At 70.2% G+C, this 12975-nt stretch carries 12 protein-coding genes; 7 read left to right on the top strand and 5 right to left on the bottom strand.

Annotated elements, in window-relative coordinates:
• The first annotated feature begins 65 nt into the window (after window positions 1-65).
• Genes ypfJ through H9L21_RS08415 form a run of 4 tightly spaced genes read left to right on the top strand, consistent with a single transcriptional unit; the run spans window position 66 to window position 6100 of the window.
• Complete coding sequence (ypfJ, locus tag H9L21_RS08400) at window positions 66-962, top strand: KPN_02809 family neutral zinc metallopeptidase (protein ID WP_154594901.1); 897 nt, start codon at window positions 66-68, stop codon at window positions 960-962.
• A 4-nt stretch (window positions 963-966) separates the two neighbouring features.
• Complete coding sequence (locus tag H9L21_RS08405) at window positions 967-1707, top strand: CPBP family intramembrane glutamic endopeptidase (protein ID WP_154594900.1); 741 nt, start codon at window positions 967-969, stop codon at window positions 1705-1707.
• Between the two features lie 11 nt (window positions 1708-1718).
• Complete coding sequence (gene hrpA, locus H9L21_RS08410; protein ID WP_154594899.1) at window positions 1719-5297, top strand: ATP-dependent RNA helicase HrpA; 3579 nt, start codon at window positions 1719-1721, stop codon at window positions 5295-5297.
• A 14-nt stretch (window positions 5298-5311) separates the two neighbouring features.
• Window positions 5312-6100 (top strand): alpha/beta fold hydrolase, encoded by a 789-nt coding sequence (locus H9L21_RS08415; protein WP_154594898.1) that lies wholly within the window; start codon window positions 5312-5314, stop codon window positions 6098-6100.
• A gap of 16 nt (window positions 6101-6116) precedes the next feature.
• Here the strand turns inward: H9L21_RS08415 and H9L21_RS08420 are convergent, their stop codons facing one another.
• On the bottom strand, window positions 6117-6479 hold the full coding sequence (locus H9L21_RS08420; protein ID WP_154594897.1) for an FKBP-type peptidyl-prolyl cis-trans isomerase: 363 nt from the start codon (window positions 6477-6479) through the stop codon (window positions 6117-6119).
• Between the two features lie 19 nt (window positions 6480-6498).
• On the opposite strand from H9L21_RS08420, the gene H9L21_RS08425 reads away from it, so the two are divergent.
• On the top strand, window positions 6499-7518 hold the full coding sequence (locus H9L21_RS08425) for a zinc-dependent alcohol dehydrogenase family protein (protein ID WP_154594896.1): 1020 nt from the start codon (window positions 6499-6501) through the stop codon (window positions 7516-7518).
• Window positions 7519-7534: 16 nt separating this feature from the next.
• Here the strand turns inward: H9L21_RS08425 and H9L21_RS08430 are convergent, their stop codons facing one another.
• Window positions 7535-8749 carry an acyl-CoA dehydrogenase family protein gene (locus H9L21_RS08430; protein ID WP_154594895.1) on the bottom strand — a complete coding sequence of 405 codons (1215 nt, stop codon included), beginning with the start codon at window positions 8747-8749 and terminating at the stop codon, window positions 7535-7537.
• Window positions 8750-8763: 14 nt separating this feature from the next.
• The gene (locus tag H9L21_RS08435; protein ID WP_255467013.1) at window positions 8764-10035 is read right to left on the bottom strand and encodes an acyl-CoA dehydrogenase family protein; all 1272 of its coding nucleotides are present in this window, start codon (window positions 10033-10035) and stop codon (window positions 8764-8766) included.
• A gap of 154 nt (window positions 10036-10189) precedes the next feature.
• Between H9L21_RS08435 and def the strand changes: the two genes are divergently transcribed.
• A complete protein-coding gene (gene def, locus H9L21_RS08440; protein ID WP_255467014.1) occupies window positions 10190-10789 on the top strand; it encodes a peptide deformylase in 600 nt (199 codons plus the stop codon).
• Between the two features lie 9 nt (window positions 10790-10798).
• Here def and H9L21_RS08445 read toward each other — a convergent pair whose 3' ends face one another.
• A complete protein-coding gene (locus H9L21_RS08445) occupies window positions 10799-11605 on the bottom strand; it encodes a TrmH family RNA methyltransferase (RefSeq protein ID WP_187411369.1) in 807 nt (268 codons plus the stop codon).
• Between the two features lie 18 nt (window positions 11606-11623).
• Here H9L21_RS08445 and H9L21_RS08450 point away from each other — a divergent pair, with 18 nt between their 5' ends.
• A complete protein-coding gene (locus H9L21_RS08450) occupies window positions 11624-12151 on the top strand; it encodes a YbhB/YbcL family Raf kinase inhibitor-like protein (RefSeq protein WP_154594894.1) in 528 nt (175 codons plus the stop codon).
• 13 nt (window positions 12152-12164) lie between these two features.
• Here the strand turns inward: H9L21_RS08450 and H9L21_RS08455 are convergent, their stop codons facing one another.
• Complete coding sequence (locus H9L21_RS08455; protein ID WP_154594893.1) at window positions 12165-12875, bottom strand: lytic transglycosylase domain-containing protein; 711 nt, start codon at window positions 12873-12875, stop codon at window positions 12165-12167.
• Window positions 12876-12975 lie beyond the last annotated feature (100 nt).

Here is a 12975-nt window from a genome sequence, read left to right on the forward strand (position 1 = left end):
CAACCCTAGGAGTCCCCCGCCCCGCTGACACGGTGGAGAGCACGGCCGCCACCTAGAATCGCGCCATGACGTTCAACGAGGGCGCGAACCTCGACACCAGTCAGGTCATCGGTGGCAAGTCCGGCGCGGTGGTCGGCGGTGGCGTCGGCGGCCTGCTGCTGGTGCTGCTGTTCGCCTTCCTCGGTGGCAACCCGCTCGGCGGCGGCTCGTCGTCGGCCTTCGACGTCAACCAGGTCCTGACCGGTGGCAGCAACTCCTCGTCGATCGACGTCACCCAGTGCAAGACCGGCGCCGACGCCAACGAGAACGACGTGTGCCGGATCGTCGGCACCGTCAACAGCACCCAGGACTACTGGACCGACGCCCTGCCGGCCGACGTCAACCGCCAGTACCGCGAGGCCCAGACCGTCATCTACTCCGGCTCCACCCAGTCGGCGTGTGGAACCGCGTCGAACCAGACCGGCCCCTTCTACTGCCCCTCGGACGAGCGGGTCTACATGGACGCGTCCTTCTTCGACCAGCTCAGCAGTCAGTACGGCGCCGACGGCGGCAACCTCGCGCAGATGTACGTCGTCGCCCACGAGTACGGCCACCACGTCCAGAACATCCTCGGCATCCTCGCCAAGGCCCAGGACGGCAAGACCGGCCCGCGCAGCAACGGCGTCCGGGTCGAGCTCATGGCCGACTGCTTCGCCGGCGTGTGGGCCCACCACGCCGCCTCCACCCAGGACGACCAGGGCAACACGCTCATCCAGCCGCTGACGCGCAAGGACATCGACTCGGCCCTGTCCGCCGCGGCGGCCGTCGGCGACGACCACATCCAGGCCGAGCTCGGCGGCGGTCGCGTCAACCAGGACTCCTGGACCCACGGCTCGAGCGAGTCGCGTCAGCGGTGGTTCACGACCGGCTACGAGACCGGCAACCCGAACAGCTGCGACACGTTCGCGACGAACGAGCTGTGATGACATGACCCGGCGCCTGCGCGCCGAGGTCTGGATCGTCCTCGGCCTCTCCCTGGGCCAGTCGGCGGTCTATGCCGTCGTCAGCCTCATCCGCAAGCTGAGTCAAGGTCCGCTGCGCGACTCGACCGCGACCCTCAACCAGTCACGCGACGAGGTCCCGTGGCTCGACCTGACCTACCAGCTGCTGTCGATCGGGTTCGCCCTCGTCCCAGTGGCGCTCGTGCTCTACCTGTTGAGCCTCGACGAGGCTCCCCCGGTGCTCAAGCGCCTCGGCCTCGACGGCAGCCGTCCGCTGCGCGACACCCTCGCCGGCGCCGGCCTGGCCGCCGTGATCGGCATCCCCGGGCTGGGGCTTTACTTCGCCGGCCGCGAGCTGGGGATCACCGCCGAGATCGTCACGAGCCCCGAGAAGCTCTACTGGTGGTCCGTGCTGGTGCTGATCCTGTCGGCGATCCAGAACGCCGTGCTGGAGGAGGTCATCGTCGTCGGCTACCTGATGACCCGGCTGAAGCAGTTCGGCTGGGGCCTGCCTGCGGCAATCGCCGCCTCTGCGGTGCTGCGCGGCAGCTACCACCTCTACCAGGGCTTCGGACCGTTCCTGGGCAACGCCGTGATGGGCGTCGTGTTCGCCTGGTGGTTCCACCGCACCGGTCGCGTCATGCCGCTCGTGATCGCGCACACCATCTTGGACGTCGTGGCCTTCGTCGGGTATGCCCTCTGGGCCGATCAATTGGGCCTGCGGTGATGATGGGAGCGATGAAACTCGAGTTCGATCCCGCTCTGCCGATCACCGCACGTCACGACGAGATCCGTGACGCGCTGCGCGATCACCAGGTCGTGGTCGTGGCCGGCGAGACGGGCTCGGGCAAGACCACGCAGCTGCCCAAGATCGCCGCCGAGCTCGGTCGCACCAAGATCGCTCACACCCAGCCGCGCCGCATCGCGGCCCGGTCGGTCGCCGCCCGCATCGCGCAGGAGTGCGACGTCGAATTGGGTGCCGAGGTCGGCTACGCGGTGCGCTTCGACGACAAGTCCGGTCCCGACACCGTCGTCCGACTCGTCACCGACGGTCTGCTGCTGACCGAGCTGCAGCACGACCGCCGGCTCGAGCGGTACGACACGATCATCATCGACGAGGCCCACGAGCGATCGCTGTCGATCGACTTCCTGCTGGGCTACCTGCGCGAGCTGCTCCCCCGTCGTCCCGAACTGAAGGTCGTCGTCACCTCGGCCACGATCGACGTCGAGCGGTTCGCGGCGCTGTTCTCGACGCCCGAGCGACCCGTCCCGATCATCGAGGTCAGCGGCCGCACCTACCCGGTCGAGGTCCGCTACCGGCCCCTCGACCGTGAGGACGACGTCATCGACGGGATCGTCAGCGCGATCCGCGAGCTGCCCCGCGACGGCGACGTGCTGGTGTTCCTGCCCGGCGAGCGCGACATCCGCGACACCGCCGAGGTGCTCGAGGGTCAGTCCCTCGGCGACGTCGTGCCGCTCTACGGCCGACTGGCCGCGCACGAGCAGCAGCGGGTCTTCCAGACCGGCCCGCGCCGACGCATCGTGCTGGCGACCAACGTCGCCGAGACCTCGATCACCGTGCCGGGCATCCGGTACGTCGTCGATCCCGGGTTGGCGCGCATCTCGCGCTTCAGCGCCCGGCTCAAGGTCCAGCGCCTCCCGATCGAGCGGATCTCGCAGGCCAGTGCCGCGCAGCGTGCCGGCCGGTGTGGCCGCGTCGCCGACGGCATCTGCATCCGCCTGTACGACGAGGAGGACTTCGAGTCCCGTCCGGAGTTCACCGACCCCGAGATCCAGCGCACGAACCTGGCCAGCGTCGTCTTGCAGATGGCATCGCTGGACCTGGGCGACATCAGCGACTTCGGGTTCCTGGACGCCCCCGACCACCGCGCGGTCGCCGACGGCCTCGCGCTTCTGCGCGAGCTGGACGCCCTGGCGCCCCGACGGGACGGCAGTGACCGGCTGACGAAGCTCGGCCGCACGATGTCGCGGCTCCCCCTCGACCCCCGTCACGCCCGCATGGTGCTGGCGGCGGACCGACTCGGGGTCCTGCCCGAGGTCCTGGTCATCGTCGCGGGCCTGTCGATCCAGGACGTCCGCGAACGCCCGCTCGACAAGCAGCAGGCCGCTGACACCCAGCACGCACGCTTCCGCCAGCCCGACTCGGACTTCCTGTCCCTGCTCAAGCTGTGGGAATACCTGCAGGAGCGCCGCGACGAGCTCTCGCACACGAAGTTCCGCCGGATGTGCCACGACGAGTTCCTGCACTACCTGCGCGTGCGCGAGTGGGCTGACGTGAACTCGCAGCTGCGCCGCACGGTGCGCGAGCTGGGACTCAAGCCCGGCAAGGTCCGCAAGGAGCCGGACGCCGATGCGATCCACCGCGCGCTGCTGCACGGTCTGCTGTCCCACGTCGGCCTGCGCGACGCCGAGACCCGCGAGTACCTCGGTGCGCGCGGCGCCCGCTTCACGATCTTCCCGGGCTCCGGCCTGTCCAAGAAGCCCCCGCGATGGATCATGGCCGGCGAACTGGTCGAGACGTCGCGGCTGTTCGCCCGCGACAACGCCCGGATCGATCCGGCCTGGGTCGAGCAGGCTGCGGGCCATCTGCTGAAGCACCAGTACTCAGAGCCGCGGTGGTCGGCGAAGCGCGGAGCCGCCGTGGCGACGCAACGGTCCACGCTCTACGGACTGCCCGTGGTCGTGGACCGCACGGTCATGCTGGCGCAGCACGACGCGCCGCTGGCCCGCGAGCTGTTCATCCGGCACGCACTGGTGGGCGGCGAGTGGCGCACCCACCACAAGTTCTGGCTGCGCAACCAGGACCGGCTGGCCGAGATCGAGAACCTCGAGGAGCGCGTCCGCACACGCGGCATCCGCGTCGACGACGAGACGCTCGTCGACTTCTACGACGCCCGGGTCCCAGCCGACGTCGTGTCGGTGCGTCACTTCGACTCGTGGTGGAAGAAGCAGCCCGACAAGCACCTTCTGGACTTCACCGACGACCTGTTCCGCGCCGACGTCGACGCCGACGCCTTCCCGACCTCGTGGACGTCGCAGAGCACCGACTTCGACGCCGTCTACGACGTCTCGTACCGGTTCGACCCCCAGGCCGCGGACGACGGCATCACGATCACCGTGCCGGTCGACGACCTGCTCACGGTGGATGCCGACGAGTTCGCCTGGGGAGTGCCCGGACGCCGGCTGGAGCTGGTCACCGAGCTCATCCGCGGCCTGCCGAAGGCCGAGCGTCGCCGCTTCGCGCCGGCCGCCCAGTCCGCCGAGCGGGTCCTGCCGGGCCTCGACACGTCGAAGGACCTGCGCACCGAGCTGGGCCGCGCCCTCGACGTGGACCCGTCCCTGATCGACCCGACCTCACTGCCGTCGCACCTGCGCCCGACGTTCCGCGTGGTCGACGGTGAGCGTGAGCTGGCCTCCGGCAAGGACATCGACGCCCTGCGCCGCGAGCTCGAGCCCCGCCTGCGGCGCGACCTGCAGCGCAAGGCGCAGAGCGAGGAGCGCACGGGAATCACCGACTGGGACGTCGGCGACCTCCAGCGCAGCATCACCGCCGGCCAGGTCACCGGATACCCGGCCCTGGTCGACGAGGGCAAGAGCGTCGCGTTGCGGGTGCTGCGCACGCAGGCCGAGCAGCAGGTCGCCATGGTGCGCGGCCAGGCGCGCCTCATCGCGTTGTCGACCGGCTCGCCCGTCGGCACGGTCGGGCGCACGCTCTCGCTGCAGGACAAGCTGCTGCTGGCCACCTCGCCGCAGGGCGACGCCGCGGCGGTCATCGAGGAGTCCTGGCTGACCGCGCTCGACCACCTCGTGGTCCAGCACGGCGGCCCCGTCTGGGACGAGGCCGCCTACCGCCGGCTGCGCGATCTCGTGCGCGCCGACGCCGTGCCACTGACCGAGCGCATCGTGCGCCAGGTGATCAGCGCACTGCAGGCGCTCGGCGACGTGAACCCCGGCACCGACGAGGCGGGCGAGGACGTCCGGGTGCAGGTCTCCTGGCTGATCCACCCGGGCTTCATCCGCGACATGGGCGCCGACCAGATCGGGCGCCTCCCGGTCTACCTGCGCGCCGCGGCGAGGCGCCTGACCTCGACGAAGGACCCGAGCGAGATCTGGGACCTGGAGGCTCGCTTCCACGAGCGCACCAAGGAGCTGCGTCCCTGGCAGCGCCTCACGCCTCCGGTCCGTCGCGTGCGCTGGATGCTGGAGGAGCTGCGGGTCAGCGTCTTCGCGCAGGAGCTGCGGGCCGTCGGGCCGATCTCGGCCCAACGCGTGGCCAAGGCACTCACCGAACTCTGACGTACCGTGGCCAGATGGAGCGTGCGACGAATGCGCAGGACGGCACTCGGATCGCCTTCGACGTGGTTGGGACAGGTGAGCCGATGCTCCTGGTCCACGGCACGGGGATGTCGTCGGCGATGTGGCGGGACGAGGGCTACGTCGAGCCGCTGGCGACCCGTCACCGACTGATCCTCGTCGATCTGCGTGGCCACGGCGACAGCGACAAGCCGCACCACGAGGCCGCCTACACGATGGATCGGCTCTGCGCCGATCTCGTCGCCGTGCTCGACGCGGTCGAGGCCGAACGGGCGCATCTCCTCGGCTACTCCGCCGGGGCGCGGATCGGCTTCAACCTCGCCGCCCGGGACCAGGATCGGCTGATCAGCCTCCTGTTGGGCGGCGGCACTGCCAGGTCCCAGCACGACGAGTTCGACGAGGTCTTCTTCCCCGGCAGCATCGACGTGCTCGACACCGGGGACACGGCCGAGTTCCTGCGCCGCCTGGCCGAGGCGAAGGGGCCCGCGGTCGAGACCGCGGCCCGGGAGTTCCTCGACGCCGACCCGCAGGCGATGGCCGCGTGGTTCCGCGCGTCCAGGGACGCACCCGGGCTCACCGACGAGCAGCTGGCCGGCATCGTCGTGCCGACGCTGCTGTTCGCCGGGTCGCAGGACGCCGCCCGTCTGCGCGACTCACGCGCCGCGCAGCAGGTGATGCCTCACGCCCGGCTCGTCGAGATCGCCGGACGCGATCACATCACCACGCTGGCGGCGACGCACGACGTGGTGTCGAGCGTCGAGGGCTTCCTCGACGAGCTCGACTGAGGTCAGGGGTGCGTGCTCAGCCGACGCCGAGCAGGTCGATCACGAAGACCAGCGTGCGACCCGAGAGACGGTGTCCGCCACCGGCCGGACCGTAGGCCAGCTCCGGCGGGGCGATGAGCTTGCGACGGCCGCCGACCTTCATGCCGGGGATGCCCTGCTGCCAGGCTCCGATGAGCTGCGGCAACGGGAAGCGCGCCGACTGGCCGCGGTCCCAGGAGGAGTCGAACTGCTCGCCGGTCTCGAAGTCCACGCCCACGTAGTGGACGTCGACGACGCCGCCGTTGACCGCTTCGTCGCCCTCGCCGATGGTGATGTCCTCGATGACGAGGTCGGTCGGGGCCGGGCCGGGGGTGAAATCGACTTCAGGCTTTTCACTCATGTCTGCCATCCTTGCACGCATGCGCGCGACCGTCCTTCACTCCCCCGGCGACATCCGACTCGACACCGTTCCCGATCCCGTGATCGAGGCCGACACCGACGCCATCGTGCGCGTCGTGGCTTCGTGCGTGTGCGGTAGCGACCTGTGGCCCTACCGCGGCCTCAACAAGCCCCAGACCGAACCGCACCAGATCGGACACGAGCAGGTGGGCATCGTCGAGAGCGTCGGCACGGACGTCTCCGGCATCGCCGTGGGCGACTTCGTGATCGCTCCCTTCATGTACAGCGACAACACGTGCGTGCACTGCCGCAACGGCGTGCAGACCTCGTGCGTCAACGGTGGCGGCTACGTCGGCTGCCAGGCCGAGCTGGTCCGCGTCCCCCAGGCCGACGGCACCCTCGTCACCGTTCCCGGTGATGTCGACGACGCACTGCTGCCGCACCTGCTCGCGCTGACCGACGTCTTCCCCACGGGCCACCACGCCGCCTTCGGCGCAGGGGTGACCGCCGGATCGACCGTCGCCGTGGTCGGGGACGGCGCCGTCGGCCTCAGTGCCGTCCTGGCGGCCAAGCGGCTCGGGGCCGCGACCGTCGTGGCCATGTCCCGGCACGAGGACCGCCAGCAGCTGGCCCGGCGCTTCGGCGCCGACCACATCGTCGAGACCCGTGGCAAGGAGGGAGCCGCCGAGGTGCGCGAGATCCTCGACGGCATCGGCGCGGACGCGGTGCTGGAGTGCGTCGGCACCGGCGAGTCGATGAAGCAGGCGTTCTTGTCGCTCCGCCCGGGCGGCACCGTCGGCTACGTCGGCGTGCCCCACGGTGTCGAGCTCAACGTGCCGGCGATGTTCGGCCGCAACCAGGCGTTGGCGGGCGGCGTGGCGCCCGTGCGCCGTTACCTCGACGAGCTGCTGCCCGAGGTCCTCTCGGGCGCGCTGACGCCCGGCGACGTCTTCGACCTGACCGTCCCGCTGGACCAAGTCGCCGACGCCTACCGGGCGATGGACGAGCGGACCGCGATCAAGGCGCTGCTGAAGCCCTGATCGCGGCCCGCCGCGGTCACTTCAGCTGCGAGCTGTTCAGACCCAGCAGCCGTCGCGCGACGATGAGCTGCTGGATCTGCTGCGTGCCCTCGAAGATGTCGAGGATCTTGGAGTCGCGAGCCCACTTCTCGAGGAACTCGGTCTCGCTGTAGCCCAGCGAGCCCGCGAGCTCGACGCACTTGAGCGTGATCTCGTTGCCCGAGCGGCCGGCCTTCGCCTTGGCCATCGACGCCTGCAGGGAGTTGGCCTGGCGGTTGTCGGCCATCCATGCGGCTTCGAGCGTCAGCAGCAGCGCGGCCTCCCAGTCGGCCTCCATCTGCAGGAACGTCGCCACGACGTGCGGCTGCAGCGCGGGCGAGCGATCGTAGTCGATCGTCAACCCGGCCTTCTCGATGAGCTCGCGCATGACCTCCAACGACGCCCGGGCGCAGCCGACGGCCATGCCCGCGACGAGCGGGCGGGTGTTGTCGAACGTGGCCATCGCACCGGCGAAGCCCTTGGACGTGTCGATCTCGGGATCGCCGAGCAGGTTCTCGGCCGGGACCCGGCAGTTGTCCAGGACGATCACCGCGGTGTCGGACGCGCGGATGCCGAGCTTGTGCTCGAGCCGCTCGACCCGGATGCCCGGCAACGACTTCGGGACGACGAACGACTTCACCGCGGCACGGCCGAGGCTCTTGTCGAGGGTGGCCCACACGACGACGGAGTCCGAGCGCTCGCCGGAGGTGACGAAGATCTTCTCACCGTTGAGGATGTAGTGGTCGCCGTCCTTGATGGCCGTCGTCTTGATGGCCGCCGAGTCCGAGCCGAAGCTGGGCTCGGTGATGGCCATCGACGCCCAGGTGCCCTTGAACTTCTCGAGCTGCTCGTCGGTGGCGACCGATGCGATGGCCGAGTTGCCCAGGCCCTGACGCGGCATCGACAGCAGCAGGCCGACGTCGCCCCAACACATCTCGATCACGGACAGGACCGACGCCATGTTGGTGGCGTTGCGGACGCCCTGGTCCTTCTTGGTGCTGCTCTTGACGCGCACGCCTGCAGCGCCGGCGCCGGTGCTGTTGCCCGACTCGTTCAGGCCGTCGATCAGCGAGGCCAGGAGGTCGAGCTCCTTGGGGTAGCTGTGCTCGGCGAGGTCGTACTTGCGCGAGTTGGCACGCAGGAACTCGTTGGCGACGTCGTGCGCCTGCTGGACGAAGGCACGGAACTTCTTGGGGGTCTCGAGGTAGATCATGATCTGTCCCGTCCTCAGATGAGGACTGCTCCTTCCATCACGCCGACGGCACGCAGATCGCGGTACCACCGTTCCACCGGGTGCTCCTTGACGAAGCCGTGACCACCGAGCATCTGGACGCCGTCGGTGCCGATCTTCATGCCGTACTCGGTCGCGAGGCGGCGAGCCAACGCGGTCTCGCGGGCGAAGTCGCTGCCCCGCTCGGCACGCGAGGCGGCCTTCAGCGTGACCAGGCGCATGCCCTCCAGCTCGATCGCCATGTCGGCGACGGTGAAGGCCACGGCCTGGCGGTACGCGATCGGCTCACCGAAGGCCTCGCGGGTGACGACGTACTCCTTGACGTACTCGAGCACCGACTTCGCGGTGCCCAGTGCCAGCCCGGCCCACGCAAGGCGCGAGAGGCGGATCATCGTCCGGTAGTCCTCGGGGCTGCCCAGGATCGCGTCCTCGCCGACGCGGACGTCGGTGAGCTGGATCCGCGAGAGCCCGGCCGCCCGCAGGCCCATGCCGGGATCGGCCGCGACGGCGACGCCGTCGGTGTTGGCCTCGACGATCACCATCGACGGGCCGCGGCCCTCGACGTCGGCGGCGACGACCAGCAGCTCGGCCTCGGCCCCGCGGACGGCACCGGACTTGAGGCCGTTGAGGACGTAGCCGCCGTCCGTGCGGCGGGCGACGGTGCCGAGCGTCAGCGGGTCGAACATCGGCACCGGCTCGGCCACGACCAGGGCGGCCGCCGGGACGTCGCCCTCGGTGAACGGCGGCAGGTAGGTCTGCTGCTGGCCCTCGGTGCCCCACAGCGAGATCGCGGTGGCGACGGCGGACGGCGCGAGACAGGCGACGGCCTGGCCCATGTCGCCGTGCGCCAGTGCCTCGGCGACGAGCACGCCCGTGACGGCGGAGCGCTCCTCGGCCAGGCCGCCCAGCGACTCGGGGATGTTGATCAGCGACAGGCCGAACTCGGCGGTCTGGGCCAGCACCTCCTTGGGAGTGTCGTCGGCGTGCTCGGCCTGCTCGGCACCGGGGCGCAGCACCTCGGCGGCGAACTCGGAGATGACCTCGACCATCATCTGCTGGTCCTCGGTCGGCGTCAGGTCGAAGACTCCGGACGGCTGGGCCGCAGCGGGCCGGTCGCCCTGGGCGTGGCCCGAGACCTTCGTGAAGGTGCGCTGGGCGGCCCCGATAGCCTGAAAGCTGGTCTTGGTGGTGCCGTGGACCGCGCGCTCGGCGAACTTGCGGAGCCCGAAACGGTCGAGCGTCTCTGACGCGGCCAGTTTGTTCAGCACGCGTAGCCCGTAGGCCATGGGGTCTGTGCCCGCCACATTCACTCCCTCGGTGAGATGTTGAAACTGTTGTTTACAGTTTCACATACCGAGAGTATCTGAATCCAACTCCAGTTACCACTGAATCCGCGTGTCGCTGCACTCGATATGGTGAGACGTGCCCGAAACGCCCTCCGCCGACCAGTCCCGTCCCCTGCCCACGGGCGGTTCCGTCCGTCCGATCACGCGCTGGGGAACTCCCGTGATGCACCACGAGTTGCGCGACGTCACCGAGTTCGATGACGAGCTCGCCACGCTGGTGGCCGACATGGTCGCCACCATGTACGCGGCCGAGGGCGTGGGCCTGGCCGCGAACCAGGTCGGCGTCGACCTGAAGGTCTTCGTCTTCGACTGCCCCGACGACGACATGCAGCGGATCACCGGCGTGGTCTGCAACCCGGTGCTGCGTCTGCCCGACGGCGCCGATCGCAAGCTCGACGTCCACGACGAAGGGTGCCTGTCGCTGCCGGGCGCGTTCACCGAGTGCGCGCGTCCCGACCACGCCTGGGTCACCGGTGTGGACCAGCACGGCGAGCCGGTCGAGTTCGAGGGCACCGGCCTGTTGGCGCGATGCCTGCAGCACGAGACCGACCACCTGTTCGGCACCGTCTTCGGCGACCGCGTGCCCGAGAAGGCCCGCAAGAAGCTCTACAAGCAGCACCAGGCCCTCGCCGACGAGTACGCCGAGGACTGGCCGGTCGGCGAAGAGCCGGAGTGACCCGGCGCGTCAGCGCGATCTCGGTCTGAACTCCCAGCAGGCGATCGCCGTCGAGGCGGCCACGTTGAGCGAGTCGATCCCGGCCGCCATGGGGATGATGACCCGGTGGTCGGCCTCGCGCTGCCAGTGCTCGCTCAGGCCCGGTCCCTCCGAGCCGACGATCACGGCCGCCCGCTCGGCCGGCTCGATGTCGTCGATCGCGACGGCGTCGTCGGCCAAGGTCATGGCGTACGACGTGAACCCGTGCTCACGCAGCAGTTGCGGGGCGCCGTACCAGTCCTCGATCCGCGCCCAGGGCAGCGAGAACACCGCGCCCATGGCGACCTTGATCGAGCGCCGGTAGAGCGGGTCGGCACACCGCGGCGACAGCAGGACGCCGTCGAACCCGAGAGCCGCGACGTTGCGCATGATCGCGCCGATATTGGTGTGGTCGACGAGGTCCTCGGCCACGAGCACCCGCTTCGCCGTGGCCAGCACGTCGGCGACGCTGCGCTCGGTCGGCCGGTGCATCGCCGCCAGCGCTCCGCGGTGCACGTGGAAGCCCGTCACACGCTCGATCGCCTTCTCGTCGAGCACGTAGGCGGGCGCGTCCGTCTGCTCGAGGACCTCGGCGAGGTTGTCGAGCCAGCGCGGCGCCAGCAGGAAGGACTTCGGCTCGTGGCCGGCGGCGACGGCGCGGTGGATGACCTTCTCGCCCTCGGCGATGTAGATCCCGCGCTCGTGCTCGACCGTGGTGCGCAGCTGCACGTCCCTCAGGTCGGTGTAGTCCCGGAGCCGCTCGTCGCGGGGATCGTCGAGTGCGATGAGGTCGGCCACCGCACTAGGTTAGGACCCATGAGCCTCGACCGACCCGTGACTCCCGATCCGTACCCGCTGCTGCCCGCGGCCGAGACCTTCACCGTCGTCAGCGACGACGTCACCGACGGCGAACGACTCAAGCCCGACCAGGTCAACGCGCACGGCGACACCTCACCGCACCTGTCCTGGAGCGGCGCCCCCGAGGGGACGAAGTCGTACGTCGTGACCTGCTTCGACCCGGACGCCCCGATCGTGTCGGGCTTCTGGCACTGGGTCGCCGTCGACATCCCCGCCGACGTCACCGAGCTGGCCGTGGGCGCCGGCGCCGACGACGCCTCGCTGCCGGGGAACGCCTTCCACGTGCGCAACGACGGCGGCGGCATGAACTTCATGGGCGCCGCTCCCCCGGAGGGCGACCAGGTGCACCGCTACTTCTTCGTGGTCCACGCCGTCGGCGAGGAGACCCTGGGCGTCGACTCGTCCGTCTCCCCCGCCGTCGTCGGCTTCAACCTGGCGTTCAAGACGCTGGGCCGCGCGATCATCCACGGCACCTGGCAGTCCTGACGGCGCGCCGGCGCTACTTCGCGTAGCTGTCGGCGATGCTGCGGACCTTGTCGACGTACGCCATCGAGTTGTTGTAGGCGAAGACGGCCTTCACCCAGCCGTCGCCGGACAGGTCGCGCTCGTGGGCGCACAGGTGGTTGGCGGCACCGAGTGCCGCGTCGTCGATGTCGTGCGGGTTGGCCTCGCCGTCACCGTCGGCATCGGCGCCGTACTGGTCCCACGACGTCGTCAGGAACTGGAACGGGCCCACCGCCCGGTCCCACGTCTCGTCACCGTGCAGGGCGGTGGACTCCCGGGTGGCCTTGATCGCCCGGGTGCCGTCCTTGCCGTTCAGCGGCGGGCCGATGATCCGCTTGCTGGGCACGCCCGCGGCGTCGAGACCGGCGCCGCCCAGCGTGCCGTGGGCCGACTCGACCGAGCCGACGCCGGCGAGCGTGTTCCAGCGGAGCCGGCACTCGGGCTGCTCCTCGCGCTGGCTGATCTCCGTGCGGGCGTACGCCTGCATCGCGCGGACCGGGATCTGCCGGTCGGCCGCCGTCCTGGTGACCCAGTCCTCGTCGGGCTCGGTGGTCGAGCCGTCGGCGAGCGGGACCTCCTCGGCCAGCTGGGCCGCGGGTCCGCTGATCGGATCGTCGTCCGTGCGGTCGATGACGAGCCAGGCCACGACGATCGCCACCGTCGCCAGGACGGCAGCGCCGAGGAGCATCATCCGGGGGCGGGTCATGCCTCCACTGTGCCAAGACGGACCAACAGCGTGGGTCCGCGTTCCGACGGCGCGACCGATACGCCACCGGCCCCTCATCCCGGTACGGGAGTGAGAGGCC

The organism is Aeromicrobium senzhongii (assembly GCF_014334735.1).
Classification (GTDB): domain Bacteria; phylum Actinomycetota; class Actinomycetes; order Propionibacteriales; family Nocardioidaceae; genus Aeromicrobium; species Aeromicrobium senzhongii.

Coding starts and splice junctions, on each gene's coding strand:
- H9L21_RS08455 (WP_154594893.1), bottom strand. CDS start 12,875: ATGACCCGCCCCCGGATGATGCTCCTCGGCGCTGCCGTCCTGGCGACG.
- H9L21_RS08415 (WP_154594898.1), top strand. CDS start 5,312: ATGGAGCGTGCGACGAATGCGCAGGACGGCACTCGGATCGCCTTCGAC.
- H9L21_RS08430 (WP_154594895.1), bottom strand. CDS start 8,749: ATGATCTACCTCGAGACCCCCAAGAAGTTCCGTGCCTTCGTCCAGCAG.
- hrpA (WP_154594899.1), top strand. CDS start 1,719: ATGAAACTCGAGTTCGATCCCGCTCTGCCGATCACCGCACGTCACGAC.
- H9L21_RS08405 (WP_154594900.1), top strand. CDS start 967: ATGACCCGGCGCCTGCGCGCCGAGGTCTGGATCGTCCTCGGCCTCTCC.
- H9L21_RS08450 (WP_154594894.1), top strand. CDS start 11,624: ATGAGCCTCGACCGACCCGTGACTCCCGATCCGTACCCGCTGCTGCCC.
- H9L21_RS08425 (WP_154594896.1), top strand. CDS start 6,499: ATGCGCGCGACCGTCCTTCACTCCCCCGGCGACATCCGACTCGACACC.
- ypfJ (WP_154594901.1), top strand. CDS start 66: ATGACGTTCAACGAGGGCGCGAACCTCGACACCAGTCAGGTCATCGGT.
- H9L21_RS08420 (WP_154594897.1), bottom strand. CDS start 6,479: ATGAGTGAAAAGCCTGAAGTCGATTTCACCCCCGGCCCGGCCCCGACC.